The 18,379-nt window shown below is 68.3% G+C and carries 17 protein-coding genes; 13 read left to right on the top strand and 4 right to left on the bottom strand.

Translation table 11 applies throughout. From position 1 onward, the window contains the following. Positions 1 to 13: 13 nt before the first annotated feature. The 5 genes from Q5696_RS19755 (at position 14) to Q5696_RS19735 (ending at position 4,466) form a co-directional block, all read left to right on the top strand. Positions 14 to 955 carry an ABC transporter permease gene (locus tag Q5696_RS19755; protein ID WP_305092945.1) on the top strand — a complete coding sequence of 314 codons (942 nt, stop codon included), beginning with the start codon at positions 14 to 16 and terminating at the stop codon, positions 953 to 955. Beyond that, a complete protein-coding gene (locus tag Q5696_RS19750; protein WP_305092944.1) occupies positions 952 to 1,845 on the top strand; it encodes an ABC transporter permease in 894 nt (297 codons plus the stop codon). The genes Q5696_RS19755 and Q5696_RS19750 overlap by 4 nt, the downstream gene beginning before the upstream one ends. Further along, on the top strand, positions 1,832 to 2,884 hold the full coding sequence (locus tag Q5696_RS19745) for an ABC transporter ATP-binding protein (RefSeq protein ID WP_305092943.1): 1,053 nt from the start codon (positions 1,832 to 1,834) through the stop codon (positions 2,882 to 2,884). The genes Q5696_RS19750 and Q5696_RS19745 overlap by 14 nt, the downstream gene beginning before the upstream one ends. Continuing rightward, entirely contained in the window at positions 2,881 to 3,687 is an 807-nt protein-coding gene (locus Q5696_RS19740; protein ID WP_305092942.1) for an ATP-binding cassette domain-containing protein, read from the top strand. Before Q5696_RS19745 ends, Q5696_RS19740 begins: the two co-directional genes overlap by 4 nt. 98 nt (positions 3,688 to 3,785) lie before the next feature. Beyond that, positions 3,786 to 4,466 carry a TetR family transcriptional regulator gene (locus tag Q5696_RS19735; protein WP_305092941.1) on the top strand — a complete coding sequence of 227 codons (681 nt, stop codon included), beginning with the start codon at positions 3,786 to 3,788 and terminating at the stop codon, positions 4,464 to 4,466. On the opposite strand, the gene Q5696_RS19730 is transcribed toward Q5696_RS19735, so the two are convergent. After that, positions 4,424 to 5,452, bottom strand: coding sequence for an adenylate/guanylate cyclase domain-containing protein (locus Q5696_RS19730; RefSeq protein ID WP_305092940.1), 1,029 nt, complete (start codon positions 5,450 to 5,452; stop codon positions 4,424 to 4,426). The two genes, Q5696_RS19735 and Q5696_RS19730, sit on opposite strands and share 43 nt — an antisense overlap. A gap of 138 nt (positions 5,453 to 5,590) precedes the next feature. Between Q5696_RS19730 and Q5696_RS19725 the strand changes: the two genes are divergently transcribed. Together Q5696_RS19725 and Q5696_RS19720 are read left to right on the top strand one after the other, a co-directional pair. Next, positions 5,591 to 6,352, top strand: a complete 762-nt coding sequence (locus tag Q5696_RS19725; protein WP_305092939.1) for a DUF6319 family protein — start codon at positions 5,591 to 5,593, stop codon at positions 6,350 to 6,352. A 109-nt stretch (positions 6,353 to 6,461) separates the two neighbouring features. Next, positions 6,462 to 7,118, top strand: a complete 657-nt coding sequence (locus Q5696_RS19720; protein ID WP_305092938.1) for a S1 family peptidase — start codon at positions 6,462 to 6,464, stop codon at positions 7,116 to 7,118. 28 nt (positions 7,119 to 7,146) lie between these two features. Here Q5696_RS19720 and ilvD read toward each other — a convergent pair whose 3' ends face one another. From ilvD to Q5696_RS19705, 3 genes are all read right to left on the bottom strand, one after another. Further along, on the bottom strand, positions 7,147 to 8,859 hold the full coding sequence (gene ilvD, locus Q5696_RS19715; protein WP_305092937.1) for a dihydroxy-acid dehydratase: 1,713 nt from the start codon (positions 8,857 to 8,859) through the stop codon (positions 7,147 to 7,149). Between the two features lie 115 nt (positions 8,860 to 8,974). Then, positions 8,975 to 9,895, bottom strand: a complete 921-nt coding sequence (gene pdxS, locus Q5696_RS19710; RefSeq protein ID WP_305092936.1) for a pyridoxal 5'-phosphate synthase lyase subunit PdxS — start codon at positions 9,893 to 9,895, stop codon at positions 8,975 to 8,977. A 43-nt stretch (positions 9,896 to 9,938) separates the two neighbouring features. After that, positions 9,939 to 10,529, bottom strand: coding sequence for a TetR/AcrR family transcriptional regulator (locus Q5696_RS19705; protein ID WP_305092935.1), 591 nt, complete (start codon positions 10,527 to 10,529; stop codon positions 9,939 to 9,941). Between the two features lie 319 nt (positions 10,530 to 10,848). Here Q5696_RS19705 and Q5696_RS19700 point away from each other — a divergent pair, with 319 nt between their 5' ends. The 6 genes from Q5696_RS19700 to Q5696_RS19675 all read left to right on the top strand — a co-directional run bounded on the left by Q5696_RS19700 (position 10,849) and on the right by Q5696_RS19675 (position 18,341). After that, positions 10,849 to 12,081 carry a DegT/DnrJ/EryC1/StrS family aminotransferase gene (locus Q5696_RS19700; RefSeq protein ID WP_305092934.1) on the top strand — a complete coding sequence of 411 codons (1,233 nt, stop codon included), beginning with the start codon at positions 10,849 to 10,851 and terminating at the stop codon, positions 12,079 to 12,081. Between the two features lie 224 nt (positions 12,082 to 12,305). Continuing rightward, a complete protein-coding gene (locus tag Q5696_RS19695; RefSeq protein ID WP_305092933.1) occupies positions 12,306 to 13,541 on the top strand; it encodes an amidohydrolase family protein in 1,236 nt (411 codons plus the stop codon). Continuing rightward, complete coding sequence (locus Q5696_RS19690; protein ID WP_305092932.1) at positions 13,538 to 14,398, top strand: SDR family NAD(P)-dependent oxidoreductase; 861 nt, start codon at positions 13,538 to 13,540, stop codon at positions 14,396 to 14,398. Before Q5696_RS19695 ends, Q5696_RS19690 begins: the two co-directional genes overlap by 4 nt. Continuing rightward, the gene (locus tag Q5696_RS19685; protein ID WP_305092931.1) at positions 14,395 to 15,258 is read left to right on the top strand and encodes an amidohydrolase family protein; all 864 of its coding nucleotides are present in this window, start codon (positions 14,395 to 14,397) and stop codon (positions 15,256 to 15,258) included. The genes Q5696_RS19690 and Q5696_RS19685 overlap by 4 nt, the downstream gene beginning before the upstream one ends. A 6-nt stretch (positions 15,259 to 15,264) precedes the next feature. After that, positions 15,265 to 17,466 (top strand): acyl-CoA dehydrogenase family protein, encoded by a 2,202-nt coding sequence (locus tag Q5696_RS19680; protein WP_305092930.1) that lies wholly within the window; start codon positions 15,265 to 15,267, stop codon positions 17,464 to 17,466. Beyond that, on the top strand, positions 17,463 to 18,341 hold the full coding sequence (locus Q5696_RS19675) for an SDR family NAD(P)-dependent oxidoreductase (protein ID WP_305092929.1): 879 nt from the start codon (positions 17,463 to 17,465) through the stop codon (positions 18,339 to 18,341). The genes Q5696_RS19680 and Q5696_RS19675 overlap by 4 nt, the downstream gene beginning before the upstream one ends. The last annotated feature ends 38 nt before the right edge of the window (positions 18,342 to 18,379 follow it).

Here is an 18,379-nt window from a genome sequence, read left to right as displayed (position 1 = left end):
TTGAGGGGCAACCATGTTGCGTTACGCCGGTAGGCGGCTGCTGGCGGCGATTCCGCTGCTGCTGATCGTGCCGCTGTTGATCTTCCTGTTGATCGATCTGGCGCCGGGTGATCCGGCGGTGATCCTGGCGGGGGAGGAGGCGACACCCGAACGGCTCGAACAGTTGCGGGCGACGCTGAAGCTGGATCAGAACGTGTTCGTGCGCTATCTCGACTGGGTCGGCGGCGTGTTGCACGGTGATCTCGGGGTGTCGCTGCTGTCGAACCAGACGGTGAGCGAACTGCTGCTGCGGCGGATGGCGACGACACTGTCGCTGGTCGGGTTCGCGATGGTGCTGGCCGTGGTGATCGGTGTGGTCCTCGGCGTACTGGGGTCGCTGCGTCCCGGAGGCGTCGTGGACCGCGCGATCAACGTCATCGCGTCGATCGCGATCGCGATCCCGGCGTTCTGGTTCGGTCTGGTCCTGGTGTCGCTGTTCGCGGTGTCGAATCAGATCTTCCCGGCGTTCGGGTACGTGCCGGTGTCGGACGGTGTGGTGCCGTGGTTCCAGCATCTGGTGCTGCCGGGGGTGGCGCTCGCACTGCTGCCGGCGGCGGAGGTGACCCTGCAACTGCGGTCGTCCCTGGGGCAGGTGCTGGGCAGCGACTACATCCTCAACGCCAAGGCCCGCGGTTTGGGGCAGGCCAGCGTCGTCCTCAAGCACGGACTGAAGAACGCGTGCATCCCGGTGGTGACGGTGCTGGGGTTCCGGGTCGCGGAGGTACTCGGTGGGGCGGTGACCATCGAGATCATCTACAGCATGCCGGGCATGGGTTCGCTGGCCGTGAACAGTGTGCAGAACCACGACGTTCCGGTGCTGCTCGGGTTCGTCCTGTTCACCACGTGTGTGGTGGTGATCGTGAACCTGCTGGTCGACATCTCGTACGGCTACTTCAATCCGAAGGTGCGCGCATGACAACCACACAACCGCAGTCGCAATCCGATGCCGCCTACCGGGTTCCGGGATCGGCCGGCCGGGTGTGGGGGTTCGTGCGCAACCGTCCGGTGACGGTGCTCGCGGGCGCGTTCGTGCTCGCGCTGATCCTGATCGCGATCTTCGCGCCGCTGCTCGCGCCGTACGACCCGTACACGCAGGACGTGGTGAACCGGCTGCAGCCGCCGTCGTCGGCGCACTGGCTGGGCACCGACGACTACGGACGGGACGTGCTGAGCCGGTTGATCTACGGCTCGCGGATCTCGTTGCAGGCGTCGCTGCAGGCCGTCGTCCTGGCGTTCGTGCTGGGGCTACCGCTGGGTGTGATCGCCGGCTACCGCGGCGGCTGGGTCGACACGGTGCTGACCCGGATCATGGATGCGCTCATGAGCGCACCGTCGCTGGTACTGGCCATCACGATCGTCGCGGTCCTCGGGTCCGGGATCACCACCGCGATGTTCGCGGTCGGTCTGGTGATGGCGCCCCGCTTCTACCGGGTGGCGCGGGCGTCGACGATGGACGTGCGCGGCGACACCTACATCGAGGCATCGGTTGCGTTGGGCTGCAAGACATCCCGCACGATCATGCGGCACATCCTGCCGAACGTGATGCCCCCGATCGTGCTCGTGATCTCGGTGTCGCTGGGCACCGCGGTCGCGGCGGAGGCGAGCCTGAGTTTCCTCGGGCTGGGTGCGAAACCGCCGGCAGCGAGTTGGGGGTCGATGCTGTCGACGGCGGCGTCGAACATGCAGCTCGCCCCGTATCTGGTGTGGCCGCCCGGCGTGATGATCTTCCTGACCGTGCTCGCGTTCACCTATCTCGGCGACGGGGTTCGCCGGGCCCTGACGAGGAGCCGCAATGGCAGCAACTGACACTCTCACCCGTCCCGACGGCCCCGGTGTGGCACCGGGCAACCCGCTGCTGCGGGTGCGGGACCTGACGGTCCAGTTCCGGTCCGGCCGCAAGGACTGGGTGACCGCCGTGCAGGACGTCTCGTTCGACGTCGCGGCCGGGGAATCCGTCGCCCTGGTCGGCGAATCCGGCTCCGGTAAGACCGTGTCGTCGCTCGCGGTGATGGGGTTGACCGCCGACACCGGTGGCCGGATCGCCCGCGGCAGCGTCGAATTCGACGGCCGTGACCTGACGAAGCTGCCGCCGAAGCAGTGGCGGTCACTGCGCGGCACCGGGATGGGCATGATCTTCCAGCAGCCCATCCGGTCGCTGAACCCCGCCTACACCGTCGGTGACCAGATCGCCGAATCCGTCCGCAAACACCTCGGACTGGACCGCAAGGCGGCGATGGCACGCGCGGTGGAGATGCTCGAACTGGTACAGATCCCGCGGGCCGCCGAGCGGGTGCGCGAATACCCGCACGCGTTCAGTGGTGGCATGTGCCAGCGGGTGATGATCGCGATGGTCATGGCCTGCAACCCCAGATTGTTGATCGCGGACGAACCGACCACCGCGCTGGACGTGACCGTGCAGGAGACCATCCTGGATCTGCTGAGGGATCTGCAGCAGCAGACGGGGATTTCCCTGTTGTTCGTCACCCACGACCTCGGTGTGGTCGCGGAACTGTGCGAGCGGGTGGTGGTGATGTACGCCGGTGAGGTGGTCGAGGACGGCCGCGCCGACGACGTCTTCTTCCGCCCGCAGCACCCGTACACGTCCGGGCTGCTCGCGTCGATCCCCCGGCCGGGTCTCGGTGGGGACCGGCGGCTGACCGCGATCCCGGGACGTATCCCGGCTGCGGGGGAGTGGCCGGCGGGCTGCCACTTCCACGACCGTTGCCTGCACGCCGTCGCCGGACTGTGCGACACCACGCACCCGGCCCTGACCGATGCCACGGGTCGCGGCGTCCGCTGCCTGCGGGCGACCGACCTGGAACTGCGAGGAGTGGACGAGCCATGACCCTGCTCGAGGTGAACAACCTGTCGAAGTCGTTCTCCACCCGCCGCGACTTCCTGGGCCGCCGCACCGGCTGGACCCACGCCGTCAAGGACGTGTCCTTCACCCTCGACGCCGGCGAGTGCCTCGCTGTCGTCGGGGAGTCCGGTGCGGGCAAGTCCACGGTCGGACGCATGGTGCTGCGACTGATCGAGGCCGACACCGGGACGATCGTCTTCGACGGCGAGGACGTGCGTGCCGCGACATCGCAGCGCCTGCGGGAGATGCGCCGCGGCATGCAGATGATCTTCCAGGACCCGCACTCCTCGCTCGACCCGCGGATGACCGTCGTCGACGCCGTCATCGAACCGCTGATCGTGCACACCGACCTCGACCGGGCGGCCCGGCGCACCCTTGCGCAGGAACTGCTCGACAAGGTCGGTATCGGATCGAGATATCTCGGCCGCTATCCGGCCGAACTGTCCGGCGGACAGCTCCAGCGCGTCGCGATCGCCCGGGCGCTGACCCTCGAACCGAAGATGATCGTGTGCGACGAACCCGTTGCCGCGCTCGATGTCTCGGTCCGCGCGCAGGTCCTCAACCTGCTCCGTGACCTTCAGGAGGAACTGGGGCTGGCCTATCTGTTCGTGTGCCACGACCTCGCCCTCATCGAGGTCATCGCCGACCGGGTGCTGGTGATGCAGGCCGGGGCGGTCGTCGAGTCCGGGACGGTCGACCGGATCTACCGCGCCCCGGGTGAGGACTACACACGGCAGCTGCTGGATGCCGTTCCGGTCCCGATCCCGCGCGCCGCGCGTCGGCCCTGACCGTCGTCTGCCCGAGGAAACGACACGGGCCGAGCCCCTCGAAACGAGACTGCCGGTACCGTAACTGCACTGACGGTTTCGTGGGCAGGCGGTGGCGGATGGGCGCGGACGTGGATGCGATGGAGCGGGACCCGCGCAGGGTGCGGTCGCGGGCGCGACTGCTCGACGCGGCGGCGACGCTGCTCGCGAAGGGCGGTACCGAAGCCGTCACGATCGACGCCGTCACCAAGCTCGCGAAGGTCGCCCGCGCCACCCTCTACCGGAACTTCGACAGCGGCACCGAACTCGTGGCGGCCGCGTTCGGCAAGCTCATCGTGCCCGCCCCGCGGACACCGCTGTCCGGTGGTCTGCGCGAGCAACTGATCACGCTGCTCACCGTGCAGGCGCGGATGATCGAGGACGCGCCGATGCACGTGACGGCACTGTGCTGGCTGGGCATGGGGCCGGCACTCGACGACGTCGCGGCGCCACCGGATCCCGAGGGCGCAGGCAGGACGGACCGCCCCGAACTCCGGTCGCTACGCGAACACGTCGTGGCGCAGTACCGGGTCGCGTTCGACCGAGTCCTCGGCAGCGAAGAGGCACGGGACCTGCTCGGCGACTTCGACTTCGACCTCGCGCTCGCACAGCTCGTCGGCCCGCTCGTCTTCACCCGGCTCGCGACGTTCACCCCGCTCGGTCCGGACGCGTGCGTGCAGATCGTCGACGACTTCCTCGCCGCCCGCGCCGCGAACCGTCACCCCTTCGCGCGGACCGAGAACGCCCGCAATCGGTTGTAGCCGCGAACGCGCAGTGGTCGCAGGGATTTGAGCGACAGCCCCGGGTCCCCGCTCAGGGCGTCCGCGAGAGCGGCGTCGACCAGGACGGTTCCCGGCCGGGCCGCACTGGTGAGCCGGGCTGCGATGTTGACGACGGCGCCGAACAGGTCGCCGAACCGCACCAGCACCGGGCCGAGCGCGAGCCCGATCCGCAGATCCGGCAGGTTCGCGTCGGTGCGCGCCACCTCCTGCAGGGCGAGGGCGATCCGGGCGGCGTCGGCGGCGTGTTCGGCCGCGAACATCACTTCGTCGCCGACGTTCTTGATCACCCAGCCGCCGCCCTGCGCGATGACCGCGGTGGTGCGCGACTCGAACTCCTCGAGCAGCGCACTGAGCTCGTCGACGCGGATCCGGCGGGTCAGGCTCGTGTAACCGACCATGTCCGCGAACCCGACGACGAGGGTGCGGTGCGTCGTGTCCTCGCCGACGCTGCCGGACCGGCGGGCGGTGGCCGCCGCCAGATGCCGGCGCCACACGTACGTCTGCAGGGCCTCGACGACGGGCAGCATTCCCGACGTGAGCGCGCCGACGGCGTCGCGCAGTGAGTCTTCGTCGAGGCTCTCCGACTGCCCGTGCGCCGCGGCCAGTTCGTCGGCGAGATGCGAGTTGAGCACCGCCACCTGCCACTCGGCCAGCCGCGACATCGACTGCCCGAGCGCGCGGGTCGCGGCGACCGCGGCGTCGGGGGCGAGGGCGCCGCCGTCGACGAACGCGACGAGCATGCGCAGCGCGTCGACGTCGGCATCGGTGAACATGACGGCGTCGGCGTCTGCATCGACCGCGAAACCCATCGACACCCACAGACGCTGCGCCCGTTCGAGCGGGATACCGGCGAGTTCGGCGATCTGGTCGCGGGTGTAGCGGCGGGGGCCGCCGAGCAGCGTCTGTTCCACCTCGGACTGGATCAGACCGAGCACGGCCGGATCGATGTGCTCGGGCAGTTCCACGGGCTTCCCTTTCGTCGCGACGGTCGTGTGGTGGATCCGTGCGAAGCGTAGCCAGCCGTGCGGCCCGGGACGACTGTCGGAGGTCTGTGGAACAGTGGCCGGTGCAAGACGAACGTATGTGTCAGGAGGAACCTCATCATGCCGCCCCGCAGCCGCTCCGGATCGCCGGAACACCTCACCGCGGAGAATCTCGAGACGCTGGCTGCGGCCCTGGCCGAGGGCAAGCGGGCCACCGTCTATCTGCGCGAGGCCATGCCCAGCCTCGGGATCGACGCCGGATGCTCCGCGAAAGTAGTTGCTGTCGAAGGTAATACAGTTCTCATTCGCCCCAAGGGGGTCGACGACGAACTACCGTTCGAAGCGGAGGAACTACGCATGACACGCAAGGCGCCGGAACCGGCCGCACCGGCGCGCAAGACCGCCGCCGCGGCCCGGACCCCGGCCCCGAAACCCGCCCCGAAACCGGCACCGGCGGTGACGCCGGCCGCGGTACCCACGAAGCCGGCCGCGGTACCCACGACGCCGGCCGCGGTACCCGCGAAGCCGGCCGCTCCCGCTCCTGCCGTGTCGGCTCCTCCGGCCGCGGCTCCGGCCCCGACCACCGCGGCGCCGGCCCCGCGTCGGCCGCGCAAGCCGCAGGGCGGGGTGAGCGTCACGATTCACGCGGGGGCCGAGAACGAGTGGACCGTCACCGTCGCGCACGGTGCGAAGCGGCCGAGCAAGGCGGTTCCGGTCAGTCCGGACGCCGTCGATCGCGCGATGCGTGAACTCGGCGATCCGGGGGCGCTCGAAGCCGTCCAATCGGTCATTTCCGCAGCCCGGGAGGCTGCGGAGCAGCGAGTTGCCGCTTTGGCGAAGGAACTCGAGGACGCCCGCCGGGCTCTCGAAGCGCTGGGGTAGCGGGCGGTGTCGGCGATTCGGTGACGATCGGGTCAAGCCTGCCCGGGCGATGAGCGTCGGGTGGGAGAGTTGCCGTTGGCACATTCTCATTGCCAACCGGGAGGGCAACATGCTCCGACGACTTTCCTTGATTCTCGCGGTGGTGGCGATGATCGCCGCCACCGTCGGGATCGGTACCGCGACCGCTGCACCGCCCACCACGGCCCTGGGCGGCGGTTCCGGCATCGTGATCGACGACAAGTACGAATGCACCCTCACCACGATCGGGCACGACAGTGCGGGCCGGCTCGTCGGCCTGACGGCGGGCCACTGCGGTGAGGTGGGGTGGCCGGTGACCCCCGAATCCGATCCCGCCGCCGGGGTCGTCGGACACTTCGCGGTGTCCGACCACGACTACGACTATGCGGTGATCGAGTTCGATCCCGCGAAGGTGACACCGGTGAACACCATCGGGCAGGTCACGATCACCGACATCGGGCAGCCCGCGCAGTTCCCGGCCGTGGCGTGCAAGCAGGGCCGGACCACCGGGCACACGTGCGGAATCGTGTACGGCGACCTGCTGCAGACGCAGGAGACGTGGACGCAGATGTGCGTCATCGAGGGCGATTCCGGTTCGCCCGTCGTCGTCGGCACCACGTTGGTGGCTATGGTGAACGCCTACCTCGGGGTGGCGTGCATCGGTCCCGAACTGGGCACGAACATGCAGCCGATCCTCGACAGCATCAATGCGAGCGGCGGAGTGGGGGCCGGTTATCGACCCATCTGATCGGGCCTCCGGCGCCGTCGCCGGCGGGTCATCCGCACACGGCGCCGTCGGAGGCAGACCCGACGAGCTTGGTGTACTTGGCCAGGACACCGCGCGTGTAGCGCGGAGGTAGGGGCTCCCATCCGTCACGGCGGGTGGCGAGCTCCTTGTCGTCGACCAGGAGATCGAGGGTGCCGGACGCGACGTCGAGCCGGATCCGGTCGCCGTCGCGGACGAACGCGACGGGCCCCGCGTCGACGGCCTCGGGGGCGACGTGTCCGACGCACAGGCCCGTGGTGCCACCGGAGAAACGTCCGTCGGTGAGCAGCAGGACGTCCTTGCCGAGGCCCGCGCCCTTGATCGCGGCGGTGATCGCCAGCATCTCCCGCATCCCCGGGCCGCCCTTGGGGCCCTCGTAGCGGATGACGACGACGTCCCCGGCGGTGATGGTGCCGTCCTCGAGCGCGTCCATCGCGGCCCGCTCCCGATCGAAAACCCGGGCCGTGCCCTCGAACACGGACGAATCGAAGCCCGCAGACTTCACGACGGCCCCGCCCGGGGCGAGGGAGCCCTTCAGGATCGTGATGCCGCCGGTCGGGTGGATCGGGGAGGTCAGTGCGCGCAGCACCTTGCCATCGGGGTCGGGGGGTGCGATGTCGGCGAGATTCTCGGCGAGGGTGCGGCCGGTGACGGTGAGGCAGTCACCGTGCAGCAGGCCGGCGTCGAGCAGCGCTTTCATGATGACCGGGACACCGCCGATGCGGTCGACGTCGATCATGACGTGCCGCCCGAACGGCTTGACGTCCGCGAGGTGCGGGACGCGGGCACCGACGCGGGCGAAGTCGTCGAGGGTGAGCGGCACCTGTGCTTCGTGCGCGATCGCGAGCAGGTGCAGCACCGCGTTGGTGGAGCCGCCGAACGCCATGACGACGGCGATCGCGTTCTCGAACGACTCCTTCGTGAGGATGTCCGATGTGGTGATGCCGCGGCGCAGCAGTTCGACGACGGCCTGGCCGCTGCGGCGGGCGTAGCCGTCGCGGCGGCGGTCGGTGGCCGGGGGAGCGGCGCTGCCGGGCAGTGACATTCCCAGCGCCTCGGCGGCGCACGCCATCGTGTTCGCGGTGTACATGCCGCCGCACGCGCCCTCGCCGGGGCAGATGGCGCGTTCGATCGCGTCGACGTCCTCGCGGCTCATCAGCCCGCGCGAGCACGCACCGACCGCCTCGAAGGCGTCGATGATCGTCACTTCCTTCTCGGTGCCGTCCGAGAGTTTCGCGATGCCCGGCAGGATCGAGCCGGCGTACAGGAAGACGTTCGCGAGATTCAGCCGCGCGGCCGCCATGAGCATCCCGGGCAGTGACTTGTCGCAGCCGGCGAGCAGGACCGAGCCGTCGAGGCGTTCGGCCTGCATCACCGTCTCGACGCTGTCCGCGATCACCTCCCGCGACACGAGCGAGAAGTGCATGCCCTCGTGGCCCATCGAGATGCCGTCGGAGACGGAGATGGTGCCGAACTCGAGCGGGTAGCCGCCGTCGGCGAACACCCCGTCCTTGCAGGCGTCGGCGAGCCGATCCAACGACAGGTTGCACGGGGTGATCTCGTTCCACGACGACCCGATCCCGATCTGCGGCTTGTCCCAGTCGTCGTCGCCCATCCCGACCGCGCGGAGCATGCCGCGGGCCGCGGTCTTCTCGAGCCCGTCCGTGACGTCCCGGCTGCGCGGCTTGATGTCCGGGGTGGCGGAATCTTTCGACGTGGTCACTGCGCTTCTCCCAACGATCGTTCGTCACGGATGGCGTGCTGCGGTTCATGTAACCACGTCGGAACCGGTCGTAGTGGCGGGCCGGGAGACTCGGAGCGCGAGTTTCCGTGAGCGACTACCAGCCGCGTTCGGCGAGACGGTGCGGCTGCGGGATCTCGTCGACGTTGATGCCGACCATGGCCTCACCGAGACCACGCGAGACCTTCGCGAGGACGTCGGGGTCGTCGTGGAACGTGGTGGCCTTGACGATCGCGGCGGCCCGCTCGGCCGGGTTGCCGGACTTGAAGATGCCGGAGCCGACGAACACGCCCTCGGCGCCGAGCTGCATCATCATCGCCGCGTCCGCGGGGGTGGCGATGCCACCGGCGGTGAACAGGGTGACGGGAAGCTTGCCGGCCTTGGCGACCTCGACGACCAGGTCGTACGGAGCCTGCAGTTCCTTCGCGGCGACGTACAACTCGTCCTCGGGCAGCGACGTCAGGCGGCGGATCTCCTGGCGGATCTTGCGCATGTGGGTGGTGGCGTTGGAGACGTCGCCGGTACCGGCCTCACCCTTCGAGCGGATCATGGCGGCGCCCTCGTTGATGCGGCGCAGCGCCTCGCCGAGGTTGGTGGCGCCACACACGAACGGCACCGTGAACGCGAACTTGTCGATGTGGTTCTCGAAGTCGGCCGGGGTGAGGACCTCGGACTCGTCGATGTAGTCGACGCCGAGGGACTGCAGGATCTGCGCCTCGACGAAGTGGCCGATGCGGGCCTTCGCCATGACCGGGATCGACACGGCCTCGATGATGCCGTCGATCATGTCCGGATCCGACATGCGCGAGACACCGCCCTGGGCGCGGATGTCGGCCGGAACCCGCTCGAGTGCCATGACGGCGACAGCGCCGGCGTCCTCGGCGATCTTGGCCTGCTCCGCGTTGACCACGTCCATGATGACGCCGCCCTTGAGCATCTCGGCCATGCCCCGCTTGACGCGTGCCGTGCCGACCTGGGCGGGGGACGATCCGGTGGGGGTGGTGTCGGTGTTGCTCACAGCTGATTCTTCCTTCGCTGTACGGGGTGGTGGGTGCAGAGTGCTAACGGGTCGGGGCGGCCATGCCGTCGAGGAACACCGTGATGCAGTCGTTCGAGAGCTCGTCGATCGTGTAGGAGTCGTCCGGCTTGCGCCAGTAGACGGTGAACCACACCGAGTCCCGGAGGAATCGGTGGAACACCTTGGAGGGAACGTCCTTTCGGAGGGCGCCGGCCTCCTTGCCCGCCTCGATGGCGTCGAGCCAGATGGTCTGGATCTCGTCTGCGATCGTGCGCGCCTCGTCGAAGTCGCGCAGGCTACGCAGGTTGGGGAACTCCGCGTGATAAACCTTGGTCGCGTCGGGGCGTGCCGCGCCCGTCGCGAGCGAGACGTCGACGATCGCCTTCAGCCGGGCGCGGGGCTCGAGCCGGTCGAGTTCCATCGTGCGATAGTTCGCGAGCAGGTCCGAGAGGAACACCGTGACCAGTTCGGTGACGATGGCGCCCTTCGACCGGAAGTAGTGGTACAGCGCCCCGGCGTTCAGGCCGACCTCGTCGCCGATCTCGCGCATCGAGGTTCCGGCGATCCCGCGCGTCGCGAACAGGGCAGCTGCGGCGTCGAGGATCTCAGACTTCCGGTCCTGGGGTTCCAGCACGTCAGCCCTTTCCGGTTTGAACGATCATTCAGCAATATTAACTGCCGCCGACGCGCCGAGTCAAAACGGCTCGGGTCGTTCGCCGCCCCGGTGTTCGTCCTGATTGTCGCGGTGGTGCTCGAGGTGGTGGGGGTGTCGAGTCCGGCACGCGTCCGCCTTGACGGCCGCGTCTCTCCGCCTTATATTCGCCTTGAATGAACGTTCAATGCACGTTATTCACATATCGGGTTGAGCTGTCGGACCAAATGAGGCCGTAGCCGCGTCGGCGGCGCCGTGCCCCGACGCGGCCACGTTTCCGAAAGAAAGACGAGGAGATTCCATGACCAGGGTTGTCTATGCCCGCAGTGTGCACGACGAGCGCGAGATCGAGGCCTGCCTCGAGGTGCTGCGTGGCGGTCCGTTCGCCCTGAAGATCGGCAAGAACGTGGCCGAGATGGAGCGCCGGGTCGCGGACCTCTACGGCAAGAAGCTGGGCCTGATGTGCAACTCGGGTTCGTCGGCGCTGTACCTGGCGCTCGAACTGCTCGATCTGCCCAAGGGTTCCGAGGTCATCACCTCGCCGCTGACGTTCTCCACGGACGTCTCGCCCATCGTTCGCGGCGGCTGGATCCCGGTCTTCGTCGACGTCGAGCCCGACACCTACAACGTCGACGTCAGCAAGATCGAGGAACTGATCACCGACAAGACGGGGGCGATCCTGGTCCCCAACCTGGCCGGTAACGCCCCCGACTGGCGCGCGATTCGCGAGATCGCCGACAGGCACGGCCTCAAGGTCATCGAGGATTCGTGTGACTGCATCGGCACCACCCTGCACGGCGAGAAGACCGGCACGTGGTCGGACATCACCGTCACCAGCTTCGCGATGTCGCACATCATGACGTGCGCCGGCAACGGCGGCATGGTCTGCCTCGACGACGAGAAGCTGCGCGACAAGGGCCTGATGCTGCGCCGCTGGGGTCGCCGCTCCGAGCCGCACCTGTTCGGATCCGACGAGGCGAAGACCGGCCGCGTGTTCCGAGAGGACCTGGACGGCGTCGCGTACGACAACGACTTCATCTTCGACGTGCTGCCGTGGAATTTCGAGCCGTCCGAGTTGGGTGCCGCGTTCGGCCTGGTCCAGCTGTCCAAGCTCGACGCGAATTTCAAGCGCCGTCACGAGATCTTCGACGCCTTCTCCGCGGCGTTCGGTGCCTACCCGGAGCTCTTCCGTCTGCCCGAGCAGCTCGAGGGATTCCACACCGCGTGGCTCTGCTACCCCGTCACGATCCGTGAGGACGCCGGCTTCGTGCGCTCGGATCTGCAGGAGTCGCTCGAGGGCGCAGGTATCGATACCCGCACGGTGTGGAGCGGCAACGTGACGCGTCATCCGATGATGAAGAACGTCGAGTACCGCGTTCCCGAGGGCGGCCTGCCCTTCGCGGACGAGGTGTTCGAGCGGGGCATGTCCCTCGGCATGAGCCACGGCACGACCGACGAGGAACTCGATCACGTGGTGGCGAGCATCCACGCCTTCGCGTCGAAGTTCGCAACCGCCACGGCCGCGAAGTCGTAGGACCGACGCCGACGGTTCCTCACCGTCCGCCGTCGAATCCGGAGCGCCACGGACCCCCACCTTCGGGTGGGGGTCCGTGGCGTTTCTGCACCACAACGCGGTATGTGAAATTGTATTCTATATACAGGGCGGGTGGAGACTTGACATCAACGCTAGTGTCGCTACTCTCGATGTCAATCAGGTAGAACATGGTTTCACATAGCGTCTTGACCAGGAGTGCTCTCGTGACGAACGAAACGCCGTACATCCTCATCTCCGCCGACAGCCACGCCGGTGCCGACCACGCCACGTACCGCGAGTACCTCGATTCCCGGTGGTACGAGGAGTTCGATGCGTGGCGCGGAAAGTACAAGAACCCGTACCGCGACCTCGTCGACGACGGCCGAACCCGCAACTGGGACAACGAGCGTCGGCTGCGCGAGACGCAGGGGGACGGCACGGTCGGCGAGGTTCTCTTCCCCAACACGGTGCCGCCCTTCTTCCCGAGCGCCGCCGTCCTGGCCGGTCCGCCGCGGGCCGAGGACTTCGACAAGCGCCTCGCCGGCATCCGTGCCCACAACCGTTGGCTGAAGGACTTCTGCAACGACGCGCCCGCACAGCGTGCCGGTGTCGCGCAGATCTTCCTCAACGACGTCGACGAGGCCATCGCAGATGTCAAGTGGGTCAAGGAGAACGGGCTGCGCGGCGGCATCCTGCTGCCGAACCTCGCACCGGACATCAAGTGGGTCAAGCCGCTCTACGATCCCGAGTACGACCGTCTCTGGGAGGTCTGTGAGGATCTGGGTGTCCCGATCAACAGCCATGCCGGCACCGGCCTGCCGGACTACGGCCGCTACAAGACCTCGTCGCTGCTCTACATCAACGAGGTCGGCTTCTACTCGATGCGCCCGCTGGTGCAGATGATCCTCTCGGGTGTCTTCGAACGGTTCCCGAAGCTCAAGTTCGCGGTCTCCGAGCAGGGCTGCTCGTGGGCGCCGGACCTGATGCGTCAGCTCGACACCGTCGACCTGCGCGTCAAGCGCACCGGCCGGATCGGTGAACTGTTCTACAGCGAGGACGAGCAACTGCCGCTGCGTCCGAGCGAATACTTCCGGCGCAACGTGTGGGTCGGCGCGACGATGCCGTCGGCGCAGGACATGGCCGCCCGCGACACCCTCGGCGACGGCAAGTTCATGTGGGGCAGCGACTACCCGCACAACGAAGGCACCTACCCGTTCACCCGCGAGTGCGTCCGGCAGGTCATGCACGACGTGGAGGAGGCGGAACTGCGGAAGCTGTTCGCCGAGAACGCCGCCGAACTGTACGACTTCGACCTCGAGGCACTGGCTCCGCTCGCCGCGCAGTACGGACCCACGCCGTCCGAGGTCGCGCAGCCGCTCACCGAGCTGCCCGACGAGCCGAACGACGTGCTGCTGCGGGAGTCTTTCGCCGAGCAGCTCGAGGCGGAGCTCGGCGTATGACCGACCGCCTGCACGGCCGACGCGCGATCGTTACCGGTGCCAGCCGTGGCATCGGTGCCGGCATCGCCCAGCGGCTCGCCGCCGAAGGTGCGGCGGTCGCGATCGTCGCGCGCACGGTCGACGAACCGAGAGGAGGCTTCGACGGCACCCTCGCCGCGACCGCCGACCTGATCCGTGCGAGCGGCGGTACCGTCGCGATCGTCGCGTCCGCGCTGGAGGATCCGGAGTCCCGGGCCCGCATCGTGCCGGAAGCCGAAGCGGCACTGGGCGGCCCGATCGACATCCTCGTCAACAATGCCGCGGCTGCGATGTTCGAACCGCTGCGAAGCTACCCGGCCAAGCGTGCGCACCTGACGTTCGAGGTGAACGTGCATGCGCCGCTCGATCTCGCACAGCGGGTGATCCCGGGGATGATGGAGCGCGGCGAGGGCTGGATCGTCAACATCACCAGTGGCACGGCCCGGATCCGTCCGGTCGAGCCGCTGCCCGACGGGCAGACCGACCTGGACGCCGACATCCACGGCACCGCCCTGTACGGCATGAGCAAAGCCGCGCAGGACCGGATGACGGCCGGGCTCGCCGCCGAACTGAACGGCACCGGCATCCGGGTCAATGCGGTGAGCCCTCGCTCGGCGGTCGCGACCGCCGGTGCGCTGTCGGTGGCGTCGAACATGGTCGGTTCGCAGTGGTTCGTCCCCGAGTCGCTCGAGGAGATGGTCGAAGCGGTGACGTGGTTGTGCGCCGCCGCGCCGCATCACACCGGCAACGTCGAGGCGAGCCTGGACATCCTCGAGCGTGAGAAGGTCACGGTCCACGGTCTGGACGGCAGGCCGATCGCGAAGGAGCAGAACGCATGACGCCCTACGACGGCATCTCGATCATCGACACGCACATCGGTTTCCGCGAGGCCGGCTACGACGAGTACGCGTTCATCACACGGCAGACGAAGGATCGCGAGAGCAACGACGAGTTCAGCATGCCGGCGCAGTACATGTTCAAGGGTGTGCCGGACCTCGCGACCGACGATCCGATCTCGGTGACGCTGTACGAGATGGACAAGCACGGTATCGAGATCGGCATGGTCAGCATGGCCAAGGAATCCGGGCAGCGCGCCGTCCGCATGTTCCCGGACCGATTCGTGCCGCAGGGTTCGGCGGTCGATCCCAACGACATCATGGGCACACTGACCCGGATGACCCGTGAGTACGAGGAATTCGGCATCGTCTCGGTGAGTTCGTTCGCCGCGGGTACGTTCCCGCAGGTGGCGCTCAACGCGCCGCAGATGTATCCGATCTATGCCAAGTGCGTCGAACTCGACATCCCGATCTTCGCGTGTGCCGGAATCGCGGGCCCGCGACTGAAGTCGGCAGTCCAGCACGTCGAACTGATCGACGACGTGATGTTCGATTTCCCAGATCTGGTATTCGTCACGCGGCACGGCTGCGAACCGTGGGAGGATCTGGCCGTCAAACTGATGATCAAATGGCCGAACCTCTACTACTCGACCTCGGCGTTCGCGCCCAAGCACTACCCGAAGGCGATCGTCGACTACGCGAACACTCGCGGCGCCGACAAGATCATCTACGCCGGGTACTTCCCCGCGGGGTTGACCCTGGACCGAATCTTCGGCGACATGCCGGGCGTGCCGTTCAAGGACGAGGTGTGGCCGAAGTTCCTGCACGAGAACGCCCGCAAGGTGCTCAAACTGAAAGGTTGATCGGATATGCCGATCGGTATCGGACCAGATCACGACGCACTCGCCGACTCGCTCGCGCGGTTCGCCGCCCGCGAGGCACCCGTGGAACGGACCCGCGCGCAGTTCGAGGAGTTCGCGCGCGGTGATCGGCCCGCCTTCTGGGAGCAGTTGGTGGGTATGGGGATTCCGTCGCTACACCTGGCCGAGGAGTACGACGGGGCGGGCGCGGGCCTGCTCGAACTCGCGGTGGCGCTGGAACAGTCCGGGCACGGGTTGGTCCCCGGACCGTTGCTGCCGACGGTCACCGCGAGCGCCGTGATCCAGTCCCACGGCACGGATACGGCACGAAAGGCGCTGCTCCCACGCCTGGCCGGCGGCGCCACGGGCGCGGTCGCGTTCGAGACCGGCACCGTCACGCTCGACGGTGACGGCGACGAGGTGGTGGCCACCGGCGAGACCGTGCCCGTGCTCGGTGCGCCCGGTGCCGAGATCCTCGTGCTGGCCGGTCGGTGCGGTGAGCGGTCGGTGTGGTTCGCGGTGTCGGCGAGTGACGTCGGCGTCGAGGTCGTCGCCGAGGAGGGGGTCGACCTGACCCGGGACATCGGGCGGGTGCGATTGTCCGACACGCGGATCCCCGCCGAGAACGTCCTCGGTGCGGATGCCGACGAGGTCGCGGCGATCGTCGCTGTGCTGCAGTGCGCCGAGGCTGTCGGCGTCGCGCGCTGGGCGCAGGAGACCAGCCTGGCGTACGCGAAGATCCGCGAGCAGTTCGGGCGCCCGATCGGGTCGTTCCAGGCGATCAAGCACAAGTGCGCGCAGTTGTTCATCCGGCTCGAGGTGCTGACCAGCTCGGTGTGGGACGCCGCGCTGGCCGCGGACAGCGGTGACCGGGAACAGTTGGCACTCGCGGCGGCTCGGACCGCGACGGTGGTACGTCGCGAGGCCGTCGACGTGGTACTCGATGCGCTCACCCTGCTCGGCGGGATCGGCAACACGTGGGAACACGACATCCACCTGTACTGGCGGCGCGTCGTGAGCCTGCTCGCGCTCGGCGGCTCGCCGGACGAATGGGCCCGCCGCGCCGGCGAACTGGCGTCGACCACGGAACGAGAATCCGTACTGGGCGTCCCGGACCGGCCGGACTTCCGCGCCGGGGTGGCGGCGACGATCGCCGAGGCCGTGGCGCTCGACGAGGCAGCCGCACGGGTGCTGCTCGCCGACCGCGGTCTGGTCGCGCCGCACTATCCCGAGCCGTACGGTCTGGGCGCCGACACCGCTGCACAGCTGATCATCGCCGAGGAGTTCGACCGCGCCGGAATCACCCAGCCCAGCACGGTCATCGGTGAGTGGGCGTTGCCGTCCATTCTCCAGTACGGCACCGAGGAACAGATGGAACGACTCGTCGTTCCGACCCTGCGCGGGGAGATCGTCTGGTGCCAGTTGTTCTCCGAGCCCGGCGCCGGTTCGGATCTCGCGTCGCTGACGACGTTCGCCACCAAGGTCGACGGCGGTTGGCGCATCGACGGCAACAAGGTGTGGAACTCCAAGGCCTACGAGGCGCACTGGGGCATCTGCCTCGCCCGCACCGACCGGGACGCCCCCAAGCATCGCGGGATCGGCTTCTTCCTCGTCGACATGTCGGCGCCGGGAGTGGAGGTCCGGCCGCTCCGGGAGGCCAACGGCGACAGCATGTTCAACGAGGTCACCCTCGACGGTGTGTTCGTCCCGGACGCCGACCTGGTGGGTCTTCCGGGCGAGGGCTGGAAGGTGGCCCGCACGACCCTGGCGAACGAGCGGGTCGCGATGGGCAACACCCCCGTCGCCGGCGGATACCGCTTCGATCCCGTGGAGGTGGCGCGGTCCCTGGACCCGGACACCCGATACGACGCGCTGCCCGCGCTGGGCCGGATCACGTCGACCACCGGGGCCCTCGACGCGCTCGCGCACCGCAGCGTCCTCAAACGACTCTCCGGCCTCAACCCGGGGGTCGAGGCAAGTGCGCTCAAGGCCGCGTCCGCACACCACATCACCGACGTCACCGCGCAGGTGCTCGAATGGTTCGGCCCGGAGGCGGCCGTGGGCAGCCTGGGCGCGGACGTCTCCGGTGGTGGGCGCGCGGCCAAGGCGTATCTCGCGACGCCGAAACTGCTGATCGGTGGCGGCACCCTCGAGATCCAGCTCAACGTCATCTCCGAGCAGATCCTCGGGTTGCCACGGGAGTCGCGATGAGTAGGTCACGACCGCTCGCGGGGCGCACCGCAATCGTCACCGGAGCCAGTGAGGGTCTCGGCGCGGCCGAGGCCCTCGCCCTGGCGGAAGCCGGTGCGAATGTCGTGATCAACGCACGGGGTGAACGCCTCGAGTCCGTCGCCGCGGCGATCCGTGACGCCGGCGGCAATGCCGTGACCTGCTATGGCGACGTCGGCGAGCAAGCCACCGCAGATCGGCTCGTCGCAGTGGCGGTCGAGGAGTTCGGCAGCCTCGACATCCTGGTGAACAATGCGGGGATCATCCGGGATCGCATGGTATTCAACATGTCCGCCGACGAATGGGATGCAGTGCTCCGGGTCAATCTGCGGGGCACGTTCCTCACCACTCGGGCTGCGACCGACCACTGGCGGCGCCGGGCGAAACAGACCGGCGAGCCGGTGTACGCCCGCATCGTCAACACGTCGTCGGAGGCCTATGCGTCCGGACCGCCGGGTGCGGCCAACTATGCGGCGTCGAAGGCGGGTGTCGTCGCGCTGACGGTGTCGACGGCGCGGGGCTGCGGCTCGTTCGGTGTGCGTGCCAATGCTATCTGTCCTCGTGCCCGAACCGAGATGACCGGTGACGTGTTCGGTCCGGGACCGCGAACGGGCGACGACCCGCTGTCCGTCGACCACGTCACGCCACTCGTCGTCTATCTCGCCTCGCCTGTCGCCGAGCCGATCACCGGACGTGTGCTGGTGGCATACGGTGATCGGATCGACGTGATGTCGGCACCGGCCGTGGAGACGACCGTGCGGTCGGCCTCGCGATGGAGCCAGGACGAACTGCACGACGTACTGGGCGGGTGTCTCTCGCCGCCGCCCACGGAGACCACACCGGTCGTGATCCGCTGATGACTAGGCTGCCCTCGTGACCGATGCCGTTGCCGTGC

This window comes from Prescottella sp. R16 (assembly GCF_030656875.1).
Taxonomy (GTDB): domain Bacteria; phylum Actinomycetota; class Actinomycetes; order Mycobacteriales; family Mycobacteriaceae; genus Prescottella.
This window is presented reverse-complemented; position numbering and strand designations above follow the sequence as displayed.